15 protein-coding genes are annotated in these 17316 nt (G+C 63.7%); 13 read left to right on the top strand and 2 right to left on the bottom strand.

Going from position 1 to position 17316, the window contains the following annotated elements:
- Window positions 1–6 precede the first annotated feature (6 nt).
- The 4 genes from rpoC (at window position 7) to ABC728_RS12190 (ending at window position 7398) form a co-directional block, all read left to right on the top strand.
- A complete protein-coding gene (gene rpoC / locus ABC728_RS12205) occupies window positions 7–4296 on the top strand; it encodes a DNA-directed RNA polymerase subunit beta' (RefSeq protein ID WP_416618149.1) in 4290 nt (1429 codons plus the stop codon).
- Between the two features lie 518 nt (window positions 4297–4814).
- A complete protein-coding gene (locus ABC728_RS12200) occupies window positions 4815–6458 on the top strand; it encodes an EAL domain-containing protein (protein ID WP_416618150.1) in 1644 nt (547 codons plus the stop codon).
- 309 nt (window positions 6459–6767) lie between these two features.
- The gene (locus ABC728_RS12195) at window positions 6768–7106 is read left to right on the top strand and encodes a hypothetical protein (protein WP_416618151.1); all 339 of its coding nucleotides are present in this window, start codon (window positions 6768–6770) and stop codon (window positions 7104–7106) included.
- A 10-nt stretch (window positions 7107–7116) separates the two neighbouring features.
- The gene (locus tag ABC728_RS12190) at window positions 7117–7398 is read left to right on the top strand and encodes a hypothetical protein (protein ID WP_416618152.1); all 282 of its coding nucleotides are present in this window, start codon (window positions 7117–7119) and stop codon (window positions 7396–7398) included.
- A 193-nt stretch (window positions 7399–7591) separates the two neighbouring features.
- Here ABC728_RS12190 and ABC728_RS12185 read toward each other — a convergent pair whose 3' ends face one another.
- Complete coding sequence (locus tag ABC728_RS12185; RefSeq protein WP_416618153.1) at window positions 7592–7993, bottom strand: DUF2306 domain-containing protein; 402 nt, start codon at window positions 7991–7993, stop codon at window positions 7592–7594.
- A 25-nt stretch (window positions 7994–8018) separates the two neighbouring features.
- Entirely contained in the window at window positions 8019–9356 is a 1338-nt protein-coding gene (gene rimO / locus ABC728_RS12180) for a 30S ribosomal protein S12 methylthiotransferase RimO (protein ID WP_416618154.1), read from the bottom strand.
- 811 nt (window positions 9357–10167) lie between these two features.
- On the opposite strand from rimO, the gene rpsL reads away from it, so the two are divergent.
- From rpsL to rplB, 9 genes are all read left to right on the top strand, one after another.
- Window positions 10168–10539, top strand: coding sequence for a 30S ribosomal protein S12 (rpsL, locus tag ABC728_RS12175; protein ID WP_029013599.1), 372 nt, complete (start codon window positions 10168–10170; stop codon window positions 10537–10539).
- Window positions 10540–10551: 12 nt separating this feature from the next.
- Window positions 10552–11022 carry a 30S ribosomal protein S7 gene (rpsG, locus tag ABC728_RS12170; protein ID WP_416618155.1) on the top strand — a complete coding sequence of 157 codons (471 nt, stop codon included), beginning with the start codon at window positions 10552–10554 and terminating at the stop codon, window positions 11020–11022.
- 36 nt (window positions 11023–11058) lie between these two features.
- The gene (gene fusA, locus ABC728_RS12165; protein ID WP_416618156.1) at window positions 11059–13131 is read left to right on the top strand and encodes an elongation factor G; all 2073 of its coding nucleotides are present in this window, start codon (window positions 11059–11061) and stop codon (window positions 13129–13131) included.
- Between the two features lie 37 nt (window positions 13132–13168).
- The gene (gene tuf, locus ABC728_RS12160) at window positions 13169–14356 is read left to right on the top strand and encodes an elongation factor Tu (RefSeq protein ID WP_416618142.1); all 1188 of its coding nucleotides are present in this window, start codon (window positions 13169–13171) and stop codon (window positions 14354–14356) included.
- Window positions 14357–14462: 106 nt separating this feature from the next.
- Complete coding sequence (gene rpsJ, locus ABC728_RS12155) at window positions 14463–14771, top strand: 30S ribosomal protein S10 (RefSeq protein WP_029013602.1); 309 nt, start codon at window positions 14463–14465, stop codon at window positions 14769–14771.
- 66 nt (window positions 14772–14837) lie between these two features.
- Window positions 14838–15542: a 50S ribosomal protein L3 gene (gene rplC, locus ABC728_RS12150; RefSeq protein ID WP_416618157.1), complete on the top strand. Its 705-nt coding sequence runs from the start codon at window positions 14838–14840 to the stop codon at window positions 15540–15542.
- Window positions 15543–15545: 3 nt separating this feature from the next.
- Complete coding sequence (gene rplD / locus ABC728_RS12145) at window positions 15546–16166, top strand: 50S ribosomal protein L4 (RefSeq protein ID WP_416618158.1); 621 nt, start codon at window positions 15546–15548, stop codon at window positions 16164–16166.
- Window positions 16163–16480: a 50S ribosomal protein L23 gene (locus ABC728_RS12140; RefSeq protein ID WP_416618159.1), complete on the top strand. Its 318-nt coding sequence runs from the start codon at window positions 16163–16165 to the stop codon at window positions 16478–16480. Before rplD ends, ABC728_RS12140 begins: the two co-directional genes overlap by 4 nt.
- A gap of 10 nt (window positions 16481–16490) precedes the next feature.
- The gene (gene rplB / locus ABC728_RS12135; protein ID WP_416618160.1) at window positions 16491–17315 is read left to right on the top strand and encodes a 50S ribosomal protein L2; all 825 of its coding nucleotides are present in this window, start codon (window positions 16491–16493) and stop codon (window positions 17313–17315) included.
- Window position 17316: the final 1 nt, after the last annotated feature.

The raw sequence follows: 17316 nt of genomic DNA, 5'->3' as shown, positions 1-17316 counted from the left end.
CGGCACATGAATACCGAATTGATGAACATCTTCGGCACCCCGCAGGGGCCGCAGAGCTTCGACCAGATCCGCATCTCGATCGCCAGCCCGGAGCGCATCCGCTCCTGGTCGTTCGGCGAGATCAAGAAGCCCGAGACGATCAACTACCGGACCTTCAAGCCGGAGCGCGACGGCCTGTTCTGCGCCCGCATCTTCGGCCCGATCAAGGATTACGAGTGCTTGTGCGGCAAGTACAAGCGCATGAAGTATCGCGGCATCATCTGCGAGAAGTGCGGCGTGGAAGTGACCTTGTCCAAGGTCCGCCGCGAGCGCATGGGCCATATCGAACTGGCCTCGCCCGTTGCCCATATCTGGTTCCTGAAGTCGCTGCCGTCCCGCATCGGCCTGTTGCTGGACAACACGCTGAAGGATCTGGAGCGCATCCTTTACTTCGAGAACTATGTCGTCATCGAACCCGGCTTGACTGAGCTGAAGCAGGGTCAGTTGCTGTCCGAAGACGAGCTGATCGACTTCCAGGACAAGTACGGCGAGGACACTTTCACCGCCAAGATCGGTGCCGAGGCCCTGAAGGACATGCTGTCCTCCCTGGACCTCATCTCCGAGAAGGCGAATTGCCGCGACGATCTGCGCGAGACCGCCAGCGAGGCCAAGCGCAAGAAGCTCGTCAAGCGTCTGAAGATGCTGGAAAGCTTCCTGGGCGAGCCGGTCGAGGTGGAAGATGTCGCCGCTTATGAGCGGTTCGAAGGCTACAAGGAGCGCGTCGAGCATGCCGATGCGCCGACCATCTACAAGACCTATCCCGAGGCGACCCGTCCGGAATGGATGATCCTGGAAGTCGTTCCGGTCATCCCGCCCGAACTGCGCCCGCTGGTCCCCCTGGATGGCGGCCGTTTCGCGACGTCGGATCTGAACGATCTGTACCGCCGCGTGATCAACCGCAATAACCGTCTGAAGCGCCTGATCGAGCTGAAGGCCCCGGACATCATCGTCCGCAACGAAAAGCGCATGCTGCAGGAAGCTGTGGACGCGCTGTTCGACAATGGCCGTCGCGGTCGCGTCATCACCGGCGCCAACAAGCGTCCGCTGAAATCCATCAGCGACATGCTGAAGGGCAAGCAGGGCCGCTTCCGTCAGAACCTGCTGGGCAAGCGCGTCGACTATTCTGGCCGTTCGGTCATCGTCGTGGGTCCGGAACTGAAGCTGCACCAGTGCGGCCTGCCGAAGAAGATGGCGCTTGAGCTGTTCAAGCCCTTCATCTACGCCAAGCTGGAACTGTACGGTCTGGCCAGCACCATCAAGGCCGCCAAGCGGATGGTGGAAAAGGAGCGTCCGGAGGTCTGGGACATCCTGGAAGAGGTCATCCGCGAGCATCCCGTGATGCTGAACCGCGCGCCGACCCTGCACCGCCTGGGCATCCAGGCGTTCGAGCCGACGCTGATCGAAGGCAAGGCCATCCAGCTTCACCCGCTGGTCTGCACCGCGTTCAACGCCGATTTCGACGGCGACCAGATGGCCGTTCACGTGCCCCTGAGCCTTGAGGCCCAGTTGGAAGCGCGCGTCCTGATGATGTCGACGAACAACATCCTGTCGCCCGCGTCGGGCCGTCCCATCATCGTCCCGTCCCAGGATATCATCCTGGGTCTGTACTACATCACGATGGAACTGCCGGGTGCCGTGGGCGAAGGCATGGCCTTCGGTTCGATTGGCGAGATTGAGCATGCGCTGGCGGCCAAGGCCGTGACGCTGCATTCCAAGATCCAGGCCCGCTACCACACGGTGGACAGCGAGGGCAATCCGATCACCACCCGCGTGACGGCCACCCCCGGCCGCATGCTGCTGTCGGAGATCCTGCCCCGTCATCCGGCCATCAAGTTCGACCTGATCAACCGCCTTCTGACCAAGAAGGAAATCGGCAACATCATCGACGTCGTCTACCGCCATTGCGGTCAGAAGGAGACGGTGATCTTCGCCGACCGGATGATGCGTCTGGGCTTCACGAACGCCTTCAAGGCCGGCATCTCCTTCGGCAAGGATGACATGGTCATCCCGGCCGAGAAGGAGACGCTGATCGCCGAGGCGCAGGATCGCGTCAAGGAGTTCGAGCAGCAATATCTGGACGGCCTGATCACCCAGGGCGAAAAGTACAACAAGGTCGTCGACGTCTGGTCGGAAACCACCGAAAAGGTGGCGACTGCCATGATGAAGGTGATCGAGCAGCCGCGCCCCGGCTACGGCGTGAACTCGGTCTACATGATGGCACATTCCGGTGCGCGTGGGTCGCCGGCCCAGATCAAGCAGCTTGCTGGTATGCGCGGCCTGATGGCCAAGCCGTCGGGTGAGATCATCGAGACGCCGATCATCTCCAACTTCAAGGAAGGCCTGACCGTTCTGGAGTATTTCAACTCCACCCACGGTGCCCGTAAGGGTCTGGCCGACACCGCCTTGAAGACGGCGAACTCCGGTTACCTCACCCGCCGTCTGGTGGACGTGGCGCAGGACGCCATCATCACCGAGACGGATTGCGGTACGAAGAATGGCCTGACCGTGAAGGCGGTGATCGATGGCGGCGATGTCATCGTTCCGCTGTCGGAGCGTATCCTGGGCCGCACCTCGACCGTCGATCTAGTCAACCCGCTGACGGGCGAGATGATCGTGCCGGCCGGCGAACTGATCACCGAGCGGGAGATCGAACTGGTCGACCGCGCCGGCATCGACACGGTCCATATCCGTTCCGTGCTGACCTGCGAAACGCAGGATGGCGTGTGCGCCCACTGCTATGGCCGGGACCTGGCCCGTGGCACGCGGGTGAACATGGGCGAGGCCGTGGGCGTCATCGCCGCCCAGTCGATCGGCGAGCCCGGCACGCAGCTCACCATGCGCACCTTCCACATCGGTGGTGCGGCGCAGCGCGGTGCCGAGCAAAGCTTCATCGAGGCGACGCTGGATGCCAAGGTCGTGGTCCGCAACCGCAACTTGGTGCTCAACAGTGACGGCGTGCCCGTCGTGATGGGCCGCAACTGCGAACTGGCGCTGCTGGACGAGCAGGGCCGCGAGCGCGCCAAGCATCGCGTGCCCTATGGTGCCAAGCTGCACAAGGCGCTGGCCGTGGATGGGGCCCCCATCCAGCGCGGCGACCGTCTGGCGGAATGGGACCCGTATACCCTGCCGATCCTGACTGAAAAGGAAGGTACCGCCACCTATGTCGACCTGGTGGAGGGTGTGTCCGTCCGCGAGGTCATGGACGAGGCGACGGGTATCTCGGCCAAGGTGGTGGTGGATTGGCGTCAGCAGCCGCGTGGTGCGGACCTGCGTCCGCGCATCGCACTGCTGGGCGAGAATGGCGAGGTCGTGAAACTGCCGAACGGCACCGAAGCCCGCTATTTCATGAGCGTCGATGCCATCCTGTCGGTGGAGAATGGCGCGAAGGTCCGGGCCGGTGACGTGCTGGCCCGTATCCCGCGCGAAAGCTCCAAGACCCGCGACATCACGGGCGGTCTGCCGCGCGTGGCGGAGCTGTTCGAAGCCCGCCGCCCGAAGGACTTCGCGATCATCGCGGAGATCGAGGGCCGGGTGGAGTTCGGCAAGGACTACAAGACCAAGCGCCGCATCGTCGTGAAGAGCGATGAGACGGGGGAAGAGCGTGAGTACCTGATCCCGAAGGGCAAGCACATCTCCGTTCAGGAGGGTGACTATGTCCAGAAGGGCGACAGCCTGATGGATGGCAGCCCCGTGCCGCACGACATCCTGTCTGTGATGGGTGTCGAGGCGCTGGCCAACTATCTCATCAACGAGATCCAGGACGTCTATCGTCTGCAGGGCGTGAAGATCAACGACAAGCATATTGAAGTGATCGTCCGCCAGATGCTGCAGAAGATCGAGGTTTCCGATCCGGGTGACACCACCCTGCTGATCGGCGACCAGGTGGATCGCGTCGAGTTCGAGCAGGAGAACCGCGCCGTTCAGCAGCGGATCAAGGAAGGCGAGCAGGATCTGCGGTTCGCGCAGGGCAAGCCGGTGCTTCAGGGCATCACCAAGGCCAGCCTGCAGACCCGTTCCTTCATCTCTGCCGCGTCGTTCCAGGAAACGACCCGCGTCCTGACGGAAGCCGCCGTCCAGGGCAAGGTCGATAATCTGGAAGGCCTGAAGGAGAACGTGATCGTCGGTCGTCTGATCCCGGCGGGTACGGGCTCCGTCGTCAATCGCCTGAAGGCGATTGCGGCCGAGCGCGACCGGGCCATGCAACTGGGTGAGAACCCGGATGACGCGCCCGCCCTGCCGCCGGAAGCGGCGGAGTAAGGCCGCGCTGCCCGTCAGGCATCGCATGAATGGGTTAGGGCCGCTCCGGAAACGGGGCGGCCTTTTCCTTTTGAACATCGCCATGGGATTCCGATATATCGGAACAGTCCGGAAGTGATTCGCCACGAATGCCGAAAATCCGTCCCGAAACCAGCCATGGTGGAGGGGGCAACCCGCAGAGGGGGGAGGCGGCTGGTTCCCTCTGCCAGCATCGGGTTGTCGGGATGGCGTTGCCGGTCACCGTCATGGCGGCTGCCGGAAACCAGCGTCACCGCTGGAACCCGGCAGTGTCTGGCATGTGAATTTTCACCTGTGACTATTCCAGTAATCGGCGCCCATCACCTGGCACGGTCATGGACAGGGCAGTAACCGGTCGGGTTGTCCAAGAGGTCGTTGACAGGAAAGGGTGATGTCATCACAAGTTAGCCGGTCTGATATCCCGACAGGCTACCGCATCGCCTGGAAGTCCGTCCGGCAGGCAACGGCGCGGGGGGTGGGCCGGAGGGGGAGCCATGACAATGCCTAAGACCGCGCGCTATCTCGGCTTCGCCTTCGCGAACTCCGATCTGCTGCTTGAGGTTGATTTGGGGGGACGGATCACCTTCCTGGCCGGCGCGGTCCAGGCGCTGACCGGGCGGACCGACGATAATGTCAGGGGGCTGGCGCTGCGTGATCTGCTGTCCGATGCCGACGCGCGTCTGGCATTACGCCTGTTGACCGATCTGGGCGAGAATGAGCGGCTGGAGCCGCGCCTGATCCATCTGCGCCATCCGCTTTTGGGGGAAACCCCCTGTGTGATGGGCGCTTATCGCGTGTTGGGACGGGCGTCCATCAGCGTCACTTTTTCCCGTCTGGCGGGACGCGACGGCACACGCAGTTTCAAGCCGAGCGAATGCGACGTGGAAACCGGCCTGTCCAGCCAGGCCAGCTTCCAGAAATATCTTTCCGGCCTTGAGATGGGCGAGGGGGATTCCCGACATCTGACATTGATCCGTCTGGCCGAATTACGGGAAATGTGTGCCGAGCTGGTGCCGGCGCAGGCCAGTGAGTTGCTGGCCGAAATCGGTGCTGTTCTGCGCCAGCACGCACCGTCCGATGCGGCGGTGGCCCGGCTCGGACCCGACCGGTTCGGCATGCTGCACACCGAGGACGTGGTGTCGGAGATCCGTGGGGAGATCGATGATGTTGTCCGGGCGCTGGTGCCGGACAGCAACGGTACGACCATCGATATCCAGACGCTGGACACAGAGGGTCTCGGCCTGTCGATGCCGGACCGGGTCCGCATCCTGCTGCATGTCGTCCGCCGCTTTGCCGAGAAGGGGCTGGTCAGCTTCGATCCGCAGGGCGGCCGGCCGCTGGTCACGTCGCTGGTGCAGGAAACGGTGCAGCAGATGCTGTCCTTGCGCGATGACCTGCTGGCCAAGCGCATCGGCCTCGCCTATCAACCCATCATCGATTTGCGCACCGGCCGGACACATCACGTGGAAGCCCTTGCCCGCAAGCCGGATGGTACGTCCTATGCCCCCGGCATTGCCTTTGCCGAGCAGGTGGGCGTGGTGGCTGATTTCGACTTGTTCGTCTGCCGCAAGGTGCTGCACGATCTGGAGAAGGCACCGGCCGGCCACCGTGTCGCCGTCAATCTGTCGGGCCATTCGATCGGCAGCGACCTGTTCGTTCAGGCGCTTGTGGAGATGTTGCGGGCCCGCCCGGTGGAAGCTGCCCGGGTGCTGTTCGAACTGACGGAAACGGTGGGTTTGAAGGACCTGCCGCGGGCCGGGAGGATCATTGCCGACCTGCGGGGGGCGGGCCACGCGGTCTGCCTGGATGATTTCGGGGCGGGGGTGGCGTCGTTCCCCTATTTGCGCGACATGAAGTTCGACTATGTGAAGCTGGACGGTTCCTATATCCGCAATCTGGGTCGCAGCGAACGGGATGATGCCATCCTGGGCAGCATGATGGGCCTGTGTCGCCGGCTGAAGGTGAAGACCATCGCCGAGCATGTCGAGACGGTGGAGCAGGCCGTCCGGTTGCGCAGCCTGCGCTGTGATCTGGCGCAGGGCTGGCTGTTTGGCGCCGGGACCAACCGGCTGGAATATCAGCAGTTCGACATCAACAAGTTGAACCAGCCCGGCCAGTGGCACTCGCAGTTGCGCGTGCAGTAGCGGCCGGAGGGGCAGGCGGCCGCGTCCGGGGGACGGCGGCCGATCGCGTCTGAGGCAGTGCGCATGACGAGGGGGCTTTTTACCCTTGGCAACCCATTGCCTGCCCCCTCATACTATTTTACGGTAATCAGAACCTATTGGTTCTGATTACCGCCCTCAATTGCCGGCGCCAACATTCGTTGGCTTGGCTGCGCCGCACGAGCGGTGCTGTGGCGGTCGCCGCCGAACCAACTTGCGATGAGTTCTACTCATCGCAAGTTGGTATAAATAGCCGGCAATGGGAAATTCGTTCAGGGCAGGAGACGGGCAATGGCCGCGCGCAGTCGATTGGGTGGCAGGGTTGGCCTGCTCTTCGCGGCCCTTGCCGGCGCTGGGGCGGCGAGCCTCATGGGGTCGCTGTTGCGGTCACTGCCGGGGGCGGCCGCCATCGCGGCGGATAATCCCGTGATTTTCATCGTGGCGCCCCTGCCCATCGGTGCATTGGTGGCCGTGCTGCACATCTATTGGCTGCGCCGTGTGCTTGCGGCTTCGGCTGCCGCCGGCACTCCGGCCGATACCCCGCCCGCGCCCGCGCGGACCCTCGTGCCGCCTGCCGACGCGGCCAGCGGCGGCAGCCCGCCGCGTTGGCGGCCTGTGATCCGCAACTGAAGCAGAAAAGATGAACCGGACGCAGTTGACCCTGGCGCTGGATGATATGGATCGGCTTTATCCCAATGTCCTGCAGCCGGCCTATCGGGATCAGGTGCTGGGCGTCGGGCGATCCTTTCCGCCCGTGGGGCGGACGGCGAAACGTCTGGCGACATTGCTGCATGCCCATCGCGGCTGCAAGCTGGACCAGGTGAATGAGCCTGTCTTGGCGGAGGTGCGGCGCCTGCATGACGAATTGCGGGAGGGCGCGCAGCGCCTGCTGGCGGCAAAGGTATGGATCGGCGACGAATGATACCAACGTGCGATGAGTTGAACTCGTCCCACGTTGGTCCGGCGGCGACCGCCGACGTACCGCTCGTGCGGCGGCTGAGGGCGGTGATCAGAACCAAATAGTATGATACCCGCGGCAGAAAATCCTGACCGATGGTCAAGATTTTCTGCCGCGGGCATGATTGTGGCTCTGCACCCCGACGGGCGCGCGGCCGTCAGCCCCCGAACAGGACCTGATGCATCAGCCGACCTGGCAGCAGGGTGAAGGCGCCTGTGATGAGCAGGGCCAGCAGGTACAGCCGTATCATGGTGCGCCTATGCCGGGCGATATCGCCGCGCCGGGCCAGCCGGACCCCCTGCCACAAGGTGACCAGAACCAGCACGGCCAGCAGATGGATGGGGCTGAACGGGCCGATCATCCGCAATTCGTGAATACCGAAAGCGGACAGGGCGACCAGCGCCATGCCCCCCACCCAGAAACGGCCCAGCAGCCGGTGACTGCCCGTGCCCTTGGGCAGAGCGAACTGAAGCCCGCCCGCCAGGATGGCGGCAAGGGCCAGGATCGTGTGAAACTGGATCAGCCAGGACGCGCTGAGGAACAGGTCGAGACCGTGCATGGTTCCGGACTCCATCATGGCGGGATCAGCGGATGATGCTGCCCCAAAGGTCGTACTCGTCCGCTTCCTCGATCTTCACGCGAACCATGTCGCCCGGCTTCACCTTGAACTCATCATTCAGGTAGACGGCACCATCGATCTCCGGCGCGTCGGCCCAGGAACGCCCGATGGCCCCCTCGGCATCCACTTCGTCGATCAGCACGTCCATCTCGCGGCCGATCTTGGCGGCGAAGCGCCTGGCGCTGATTTCCTGCTGATGCGCCATCAGGCGGTTCCAGCGCTCCTCCTGGACTTCCCGAGCGACGGCACCGGGAAGCGCGTTCGCGGGAGCGCCGTCCACCGGCTCGTACTTGAAGCAGCCCAGCCGGTCGATCTGCGCTTCGGTCAGCCAATCCAGCAGATACTGGAAATCCTGTTCCGTTTCCCCGGGGAATCCGACGATGAAGGTAGACCGCAGGGTCAGGTCGGGGCAGCCCTGGCGCCACATCTTGATCCGGTCCAGCACCTTGTCGGTATTTGCCGGCCGCTTCATGGCCTTCAGCACGTTGGGGGCGGCATGCTGGAAGGGGATGTCCAGATAGGGCAGGACCTTGCCATCGGCCATCAGGCTGATCACCTCATCCACGTGGGGATAGGGGTAGACATAATGCAGGCGGATCCAGGCGCCCAGGTCACCCAGCTCGCGGGCCAGATCGATGAATTTCGCGCGGACCTGCCGGCCCTTCCACTTGGCTTCGGCGTAGCGGGTATCCATGCCGTAGGCGGAGGTGTCCTGGCTGACCACCAGGATTTCCTTCACGCCGGCCTTCACCAGGGCCTCGGCTTCCGCCAGAACCATGTTGGCGGGACGGGAAACCAGATCGCCGCGGATGGATGGGATGATGCAGAAGGTGCAGCGATTGTTGCAGCCCTCGGAAATCTTCAGATAGGCGTAATGGCGCGGCGTCAGGCGCAGTCCCTGCGGCGGCACGACGTCCAGATAGGGATCATGGCGCGGCGGCACCACCTCATGCACGGCACTGACCACCTGCTCATACTGGTGCGGACCGGTGACGGCCAGCACGTTGGGATGGGACCGGCGGATCAGGCCCTCTTCCTTGCCCAGGCAGCCCGTGACGATGACCTTGCCGTTTTCCTTGATGGCTTCCCCGATGGCCTCCAGGCTTTCTGCCTTGGCACTGTCCAGGAAGCCGCAGGTATTAACCAGCACGACATCGGCTCCGTCATAGGAACCGGAAATCTCATACCCCTCCGACCGCAGCTTGGTCAGGATGCGTTCACTGTCCACCAGTGCCTTGGGACAGCCGAGGGAGACGATACCGACCTTGGGCGCGGCGGCGGGGGCATGGGCAAGCTTGGTCATGGCAACGGGTCCTTGAAAACAAGCGGCCTATATAAGGCCGGACGCGCGCGCAGGCCAGTAGGGCCGCAAGCATGGCGGGGTGGCGATAACCGGCGCAAACGGCGGCTGGACGCGATTCGGGCCATGATAGCCTTCCAATCCGGCGGCCGGGATGGTCGAAGGGCCATCGCCATCCAGATGCCGCCGATCCGAAAGGGACGGGCATGGAGGCTTTCCTTGTCCGGGGCAAGGGCGGATGATCTGTCCGATCAGGCGCGGATGGCGACTGTTGGATTATCGAAACGATCCAAGGTCTGAAAGCCGGGACCCCGCTGGAGAGCGTGGGCGTGACCATCTCCATGGCGCACATTCATGAGGATGTGGAACCGGCGACGCCCGGGGGATGGTGACCACCGGAGGCCGGGGGCAATCCCGTGGCGCCTCCCAGCCCTGCGGACTCCGGAGGGCCAGGATGCGCGGGAAACGGGGCGGAAGCCCTAGGGTCGCGCTTGACGGGGTGGGGTCAGGTCCCTATAGTCCGCCAACCTATTTCGGGGGGGCAGGCTGTAGCCCGCCCTCGTGGCGTCTAGACGCTGTCCCCAATGTTGGTACTGCGCTCCGCGATTGACGGTGCGGCCAGCTCCAAGGAACCCTCCCGGAACAGTCGATAGCCGCACCCGAGTCCTTGTTCGGACGGCGTATGGAAATCTCCCGCACGGAGCTTGACGCTTCGTATGCGGGTCTTTTTCGTCCGTTGTCTGTCGGAATGCTGGTGCGACCGGTTTGGAATGACATCCCCGGACGGGGATTTGAGAAAAGGCGAAGGGCGTTCATGCCGACGATCAGTCAGTTGATCCGCAAGCCGCGGGCTCCGTTGGTGGCCCGGGACAAGGTGCCGGCCCTGCAGGAATGCCCGCAGAAGCGTGGCGTCTGCACCCGTGTCTACACCACCACCCCGAAGAAGCCGAACTCGGCGCTTCGTAAGGTCGCCCGCGTGCGCCTGACGAACGGCTACGAAGTCATCAGCTACATCCCCGGCGAGGGTCACAACCTCCAGGAACACTCGGTTGTCATGATCCGTGGTGGCCGTGTGAAGGATCTTCCGGGTGTGCGTTACCACATCATCCGCGGCACGCTCGATACGCAGGGCGTGAAGGACCGCAAGCAGCGTCGTTCCAAGTACGGCGCGAAGCGGCCCAAGTAAGGAGAGCGAGCAATGTCCCGTCGTCGTAAAGCCGACAAGCGCGAAGTTCTGCCCGACGCCAAGTTCGGCGATATCGTGCTGACGAAGTTCATGAACTGCCTGATGTACGACGGCAAGAAGTCGGTGGCCGAATCCATCGTCTATGGCGCCCTGGATCGCATCGAGGTGAAGACCAAGCAGGACGCCCTGCAGCTCTTCCATGACGCCCTGAACAATGTCCGTCCGTATCTGGAAGTCCGCTCCCGCCGCGTCGGTGGTGCGACCTACCAGGTGCCGGTGGAAGTGCGTACCGATCGTGCGCAGGCCCTGGCGATCCGCTGGATCATCGGTGCGGCCCGCAACCGTTCGGAAAACACCATGACCGAGCGTCTGTCGGGTGAGTTGCTGGATGCCGCGCAGCAGCGTGGTACGGCTGTGAAGAAGCGTGAAGACACGCATCGCATGGCCGAAGCCAACAAGGCCTTCTCGCACTACCGCTGGTAAGTTCGTCAAGAACCACGCATGGCGGAAGTTCCACTCATGGCCCGTTCCCATCCCATCCACTCCTATCGGAATATCGGCATTGCCGCGCATATCGATGCCGGCAAGACGACGACGACGGAGCGGATTCTCTATTACACGGGGAAGTCCTATCGCATCGGCGAGGTCGATCACGGCACCGCCACGATGGACTGGATGGAGCAGGAACAGGAGCGGGGCATCACCATCACGTCGGCAGCGACGACCTGCTTCTGGAAAGATCACCGCATTAATATCATCGACACGCCTGGGCACGTCGACTTCACCATTGAGGTCGAACGCTCCCTGCGGGTGCTGGATGGTGCGGTGGCCCTGTTTGATGCCGTGTCGGGTGTCGAACCCCAGTCGGAGACGGTGTGGCGGCAGGCGGACAAGTACCGTGTGCCGCGCATCTGCTTCGTGAACAAGATGGACCGTGCTGGCGCGGACCTTCTTGCCACGGTCGGGATGATCCGGGAAAGGCTTGGCGCCAATCCCGTTCTCCTGCAGCTCCCGCTGGGGTTGGAGGCCGGGTTCAGGGGTGTCATCGACCTGATCGCCATGAAGGCGGTCATCTGGGCCGATGACATGCTGGGCGCCCGCTTCGATCACGCGGACGTGCCCGCCGATCTGCTCGACGAGGCCAAGCGCTGGCGCGCAAGGCTGGTGGAGCAGGCGGTCGAACTGGACGAGGCGGCGACGGATGCCTTCCTTTCCGGCGATGAGCCGGACGAGGAGGGGCTTCGCCGTCTGATCCGCAAGGGTACGCTCGGGCTGAAGCTGGTCCCGGTGCTGTGTGGTTCGGCGTTCAAGAACAAGGGCGTTCAGCCACTTCTGGATGCTGTCATCGATTATCTGCCGTCGCCGGCCGATGTCGGCGATGTGGTGGGAACGACCCCGTCAGGGGATCCGGCCAGCCGGCCGGCCAATGACGAGGCGCCGTTTTCCGCCCTGGCGTTCAAGGTGATGAACGATCCGTTTGTCGGGTCATTGACCTTCGCCCGTATCTATTCCGGCACTTTGCGTCAGGACGCCATGATGGTGAACCCAGGCAAGAAGCTGGAAGAGACGGCTGGCCGCATGCTCCTGATGCATGCCAACAGCCGGGAGGAGATCGGGGAGGCGTTTGCAGGTGACATCGTCGCCTTCGCCTCCCTTGAGGGGACGACGACGGGGGATACGCTGTGTGATCCGGCCCATCCGATCCTGTTGGAGCGGATGGAGTTTCCCGAGCCGGTGATCGAGGTGGTGGTCGAGCCGCGCACGCAGCCCGATCATGACCGGATGGCGGTGGCGCTTGGCCGTCTGGCGGCCGAGGACCCGTCGTTCCGGATCGGCCGCGATCCTGAATCGGGGCAGGTGATCCTGCGGGGCATGGGTGAACTCCATCTGGAGATCATCGTGGACCGCATGCGGCGGGAATTCCGGGTGGAAGCGGCGGTCGGCACTCCGAAGGTGGCCTACCGGGAGACCGTGACCGCGCGGGGCGAGGCCGATTATACCTATCGGCGCCAGATCGGTGCCGTTGGCCATTTCGCCCGCGTCAAGCTGGCGATCATGCCGGCGGTGGCGGGACAGGGGCTGGTATTCGTGAATGATCCGGCGGCCGAAGCGCTGCCAAAGGAATTCGTCACGGGCGTGCAGAAGGGGCTTGAGGCCGCCAGAACCTCGGGGATCGTCGCCGGATATCCGGTGGTCGATATCCGGGTGGAACTGGTCGATGGCGCCTTCCACGATGTGGAGAGCTCTGCGCAGGCGTTTGAAATCGCGGCGCGGGCGGCATTGCGGGAAGGGCTGGCCAAGGCTCGCCCCGTCCTGCTGGAGCCTGTGATGAAGGTCGAGGTGGTGACCCCGGACGAATATCTGGGGGACATCATCGGCGACCTGAACAGTCGCCGGGGGCAGATCCTGGGCATCGACCAGCGGGGCAATGCCCGGGTGATCGATGCGAAGGTGCCGCTGGCGACGATGTTTGGTTACGTGAACACGCTCCGGTCCGTCAGTCAGGGCCGGGCACAGTACTCGATGCAGTTTGAACGTTATGAACAGGCGCCGCACGCCATTGCGGAGGAACTCCGCAGCAAAGTGGCTTGAACCGGTCGTCAACCGATTGAAATGAGGACGGAACATCATGGCTAAGGCAAAGTTTGAGCGCACGAAGCCGCACTGCAACATCGGCACGATCGGCCACGTCGACCATGGCAAGACGTCGCTGACGGCCGCCATCACGAAGGTGCTGGCTGAAAAGGGCGGCGCGACCTTCACCGCCTACGATCAGATCGACAAGGCGCCGGAAGAGAAGGCCCGCGGCATCACGATCTCGACCGCTCACGTTGAGTACGAGACGGACAACCGCCACTATGCCCACGTGGACTGCCCGGGCCACGCCGACTATGTGAAGAACATGATCACGGGTGCGGCGCAGATGGACGGCGCGATCCTGGTGTGCTCGGCCGCCGACGGCCCGATGCCGCAGACGCGCGAGCACATCCTGCTGGCCCGTCAGGTCGGCGTGCCGGCGCTGGTGGTGTTCCTGAACAAGATGGACCTGGCCGATCCGGACCTGGTCGAGCTGGTTGAGCTGGAGCTGCGCGAGCTGCTGTCCTCCTACGGCTTCCCGGGCGACGATATTCCGATCGTGAAGGGTTCGGCGGTCTGCGCGCTGAACGACACGCAGCCGGAGATCGGCCGCGAGGCGATCCTGGCGCTGATGGCCGAGGTGGACAAGTACATCCCGCAGCCGGAGCGTCCGATCGACCGGCCGTTCCTGATGCCGATCGAAGACGTGTTCTCGATCTCGGGCCGTGGCACCGTGGTGACGGGCCGCGTCGAGAAGGGCATCGTCAAGGTGGGTGAGGAAGTCGAGATCGTCGGCCTGAAGGCCACGGTGAAGACGACCGTGACGGGCGTCGAGATGTTCCGCAAGCTGCTGGACCAGGGCCAGGCTGGCGACAATATCGGTGCGCTGCTGCGCGGCACGAAGCGTGAGGACGTGGAGCGCGGCCAGGTTCTGGCCAAGCCGGGCTCGATCACCCCGCACACGGACTTCGAGGCCGAGACCTACATCCTGACCAAGGAAGAGGGCGGCCGTCACACCCCGTTCTTCGCCAACTACCGTCCGCAGTTCTACTTCCGTACCACGGACGTGACCGGCTCGGTGACCCTGCCGGAAGGCACGGAGATGGTGATGCCGGGCGACAACATCCGCATCGGCGTCAAGCTGATCGCCCCCATCGCCATGGACGAAGGCCTGCGCTTCGCCATCCGCGAGGGCGGCCGCACCGTCGGCGCCGGCGTCGTGTCGAAGATCGTCAAGTAAGCCTATCGCTTCGACGCATCACAGCAATGTGGTGGGGCCGGCCCGAAAGTACTTGGGGCCGGCCCACTCTTTGGGTATAAACCCTGCTCTTTTTGGGGTCTAGGACATGGACAATCAGAATATCCGGATCCGCCTTAAGGCGTTTGATCATCGCGTGCTCGACCAGAGCACCAGCGAGATCGTCAACACCGCGAAGCGGACCGGTGCGCGCGTCCGCGGTCCGATTCCGCTGCCCACGCAGCTGGAGAAGTTCACGGTGAACCGCAGCCCGCATATCGACAAGAAGTCGCGCGAGCAGTTCGAGATTCGCACCCACAAGCGCCTGCTGGACATCGTCGATCCGACGCCGCAGACGGTTGATGCGCTGATGAAGCTCGACCTGGCCGCCGGCGTCGATGTCGAGATCAAGCTGTAATCAGTTTTGGTGTGAGTACGGGACCTCTCCCGATCTGAGGATGTCCCGAGTGATGGAGAAAAACAGATGCGATCCGGATTGATCGCGCAGAAGGTCGGCATGACCCGCGTCTTCACCGACGAGGGTGAGAGCGTGCCGGTGACTGTGCTGAAGCTGGACCAGGTCCAGGTCGTCGCCCACAAGACGGAAGCGAAGGATGGCTACACCGCCCTCCAGCTCGGCGCCGTCAAGGCCAAGGTGAAGAACGTCGCCAAGGCCCAGCGTGAGGTGTTCGCCCGGGCCAAGGTCGAGCCGAAGAAGAAGCTCGTCGAGTTCCGCGTGGCTCCCGCCAACCTGATCGAGGTTGGTGCCGAGCTGACCGCGGATCATTTCGTTGCCGGCCAGTTCGTGGACGTGCAGGGCACGACCCTGGGTAAGGGTTTTGCCGGCGGTATGAAGCGCTGGAATTTCGGCGGTCTGCGGGCGACCCACGGCGTGTCCGTGTCGCACCGCTCCATCGGTTCGACCGGTGGCCGTCAGGATCCGGGTAAGACCTTCAAGAACAAGAAGATGCCCGGTCATCTGGGCTCTGAGACCGTCACCGTCCAGAACCTGAAGGTCGTGTCGGTCGACGCCGAGCGCGGTCTGATCCTGGTCAAGGGTGCCGTCCCGGGCCATGAGGGCGCCTTCGTCCTCGTCAAGGACGCCGTCAAGAAGAAGCTGCCCGAGGGCGTGCCGTTCCCCGGTGCCTTCCGTGCTCCGGCTGCTGAAGCTGTCGCGGCGGAGGGCTGATAAATGAAGACGTCCATCAAGAACCTGAACAACGAGACCGTCGGCGAGATCGAGCTGTCGGAAGCCGTGTTCGGCCTGCCGGCCCGCCAGGACATCCTGGCTCGCATGGTGCTGTGGCAGCTCGCCAAGCGCCGCGCCGGCACGCACAAGACCAAGGGGATCTCCGAGATCTCCGGCACCACGAAGAAGCCGTGGCGTCAGAAGGGCACCGGCCGCGCCCGTCAGGGTTCCGTCCGTTCGCCGCAGTTCCGCGGCGGTGCGCGCATTTTCGGGCCGGTCGTTCGTTCCCACGAGCATGACCTGACCAAGAAGGTTCGCAAGCTGGCCCTGAAGACCGCCCTGTCGGTCAAGGCCGCCGAGGGCAAGCTGGTCGTGCTGGAAGCTGCGAAGACCGATAGCCACAAGACCAAGGCGCTGTTCGGCCAGCTCCAGGCCCTCGGCCTGAAGTCGGCTCTGATCATCGACGGCGCCAATGTCGACGTGAACTTTGCCCGTGCCGCCGGCAATATTCCGCACATCGACGTGCTGCCGGAACAGGGCGCCAACGTGTACGACATCCTGCGCAAGGACGTTCTCGTCCTGACGCGCAACGCGGTCGAGCAGCTGGAGGCTCGCCTGAAATGAGCACGAGCAAGAAGACCATCATCTCGGCCGAGCGCATGTACGATCTGATCGTCGCGCCCGTGATCACCGAGAAGGCCACCATGGGCTCCGAGCATAACCAGGTCACCTTCAAGGTGCGCCTGGATGCGAAGAAGCCCGAAATCAAGGCCGCGATCGAAGGCCTGTTCAAGGTGAAGGTCACGGCGGTGAACACCGTCGTGGTCAAGGGGAAGACCAAGCGCTTCCGTGGGACGATCGGTCGCCGGTCGGACTACAAGAAGGCCGTGGTCACCCTCGCCGAGGGCAGCTCCATCGACGTGACCACCGGCGTGTGAGGGTAGAGCTATGGCTTTGAAGACTTTCCGTCCGATTACGCCCAGCCTCCGCCAGCTCGTTCTGGTGGATCGCTCGGAGCTGCACAAGGGCAAGCCTGTGAAGATGCTGACCGAGGGCCTGTCCGGCTCCGGCGGTCGCAACAACACCGGTCGCATCACGGCCCGCCGCATGGGTGGCGGGCACAAGCGCACCTACCGTATCGTGGACTTCAAGCGTCGCAAGTTCGACGTCCCGGCCACGGTGGAACGCCTGGAATATGACCCGAACCGTACCGGCTTCATCGCCCTGGTGAAGTACGAGGACGGCACGCTCTCCTACATTCTGGCCCCGCAGCGCCTGAAGGCCGGCGACGTCATCGTCTCCGGCGAAAAGGTCGATGTGAAGCCCGGCAATGCCATGCCGCTGAAGAACATCCCCGTCGGCACCATCGTCCACAATGTGGAGCTGAAGGCCGGCAAGGGTGGTCAGCTGGCTCGTTCCGCCGGTACGTACCTGCAGCTCGTCGGTCGCGACCAGGGCTATGCCCAGCTCAAGCTCCCCTCGGGCGAGCTGCGCATGGTCCGTGGTGAGTGCATGGCCACCATCGGTGCTGTGTCCAATCCGGACCAGTCCAACGTGGTCATCGCCAAGGCCGGCCGTAACCGCTGGCTCGGCAAGCGCCCGGCTGTTCGCGGTGTCGCCATGAACCCGATCGACCACCCGCACGGTGGTGGTGAAGGTCGCACCTCCGGTGGCCGTCATCCGGTCACGCCGTGGGGCAAGCCGACCAAGGGTAAGAAGACCCGTCAGAACAAGGGCACGGATAAGCTCATTATCCGCCGCCGCGCTAAGTAAG

It is taken from the genome of Niveispirillum fermenti (genome assembly GCF_052474395.1).
This window is presented reverse-complemented; position numbering and strand designations above follow the sequence as displayed.

Coding starts and splice junctions, on each gene's coding strand:
- rplD (WP_416618158.1), top strand. CDS start 15,546: ATGAAGACGTCCATCAAGAACCTGAACAACGAGACCGTCGGCGAGATC.
- ABC728_RS12190 (WP_416618152.1), top strand. CDS start 7,117: ATGAACCGGACGCAGTTGACCCTGGCGCTGGATGATATGGATCGGCTT.
- rpsG (WP_416618155.1), top strand. CDS start 10,552: ATGTCCCGTCGTCGTAAAGCCGACAAGCGCGAAGTTCTGCCCGACGCC.
- rpsJ (WP_029013602.1), top strand. CDS start 14,463: ATGGACAATCAGAATATCCGGATCCGCCTTAAGGCGTTTGATCATCGC.
- ABC728_RS12140 (WP_416618159.1), top strand. CDS start 16,163: ATGAGCACGAGCAAGAAGACCATCATCTCGGCCGAGCGCATGTACGAT.
- fusA (WP_416618156.1), top strand. CDS start 11,059: ATGGCCCGTTCCCATCCCATCCACTCCTATCGGAATATCGGCATTGCC.
- rplC (WP_416618157.1), top strand. CDS start 14,838: ATGCGATCCGGATTGATCGCGCAGAAGGTCGGCATGACCCGCGTCTTC.
- rpsL (WP_029013599.1), top strand. CDS start 10,168: ATGCCGACGATCAGTCAGTTGATCCGCAAGCCGCGGGCTCCGTTGGTG.
- ABC728_RS12185 (WP_416618153.1), bottom strand. CDS start 7,993: ATGCACGGTCTCGACCTGTTCCTCAGCGCGTCCTGGCTGATCCAGTTT.
- rplB (WP_416618160.1), top strand. CDS start 16,491: ATGGCTTTGAAGACTTTCCGTCCGATTACGCCCAGCCTCCGCCAGCTC.
- rimO (WP_416618154.1), bottom strand. CDS start 9,356: ATGACCAAGCTTGCCCATGCCCCCGCCGCCGCGCCCAAGGTCGGTATC.
- ABC728_RS12200 (WP_416618150.1), top strand. CDS start 4,815: ATGCCTAAGACCGCGCGCTATCTCGGCTTCGCCTTCGCGAACTCCGAT.
- rpoC (WP_416618149.1), top strand. CDS start 7: ATGAATACCGAATTGATGAACATCTTCGGCACCCCGCAGGGGCCGCAG.
- tuf (WP_416618142.1), top strand. CDS start 13,169: ATGGCTAAGGCAAAGTTTGAGCGCACGAAGCCGCACTGCAACATCGGC.
- ABC728_RS12195 (WP_416618151.1), top strand. CDS start 6,768: ATGGCCGCGCGCAGTCGATTGGGTGGCAGGGTTGGCCTGCTCTTCGCG.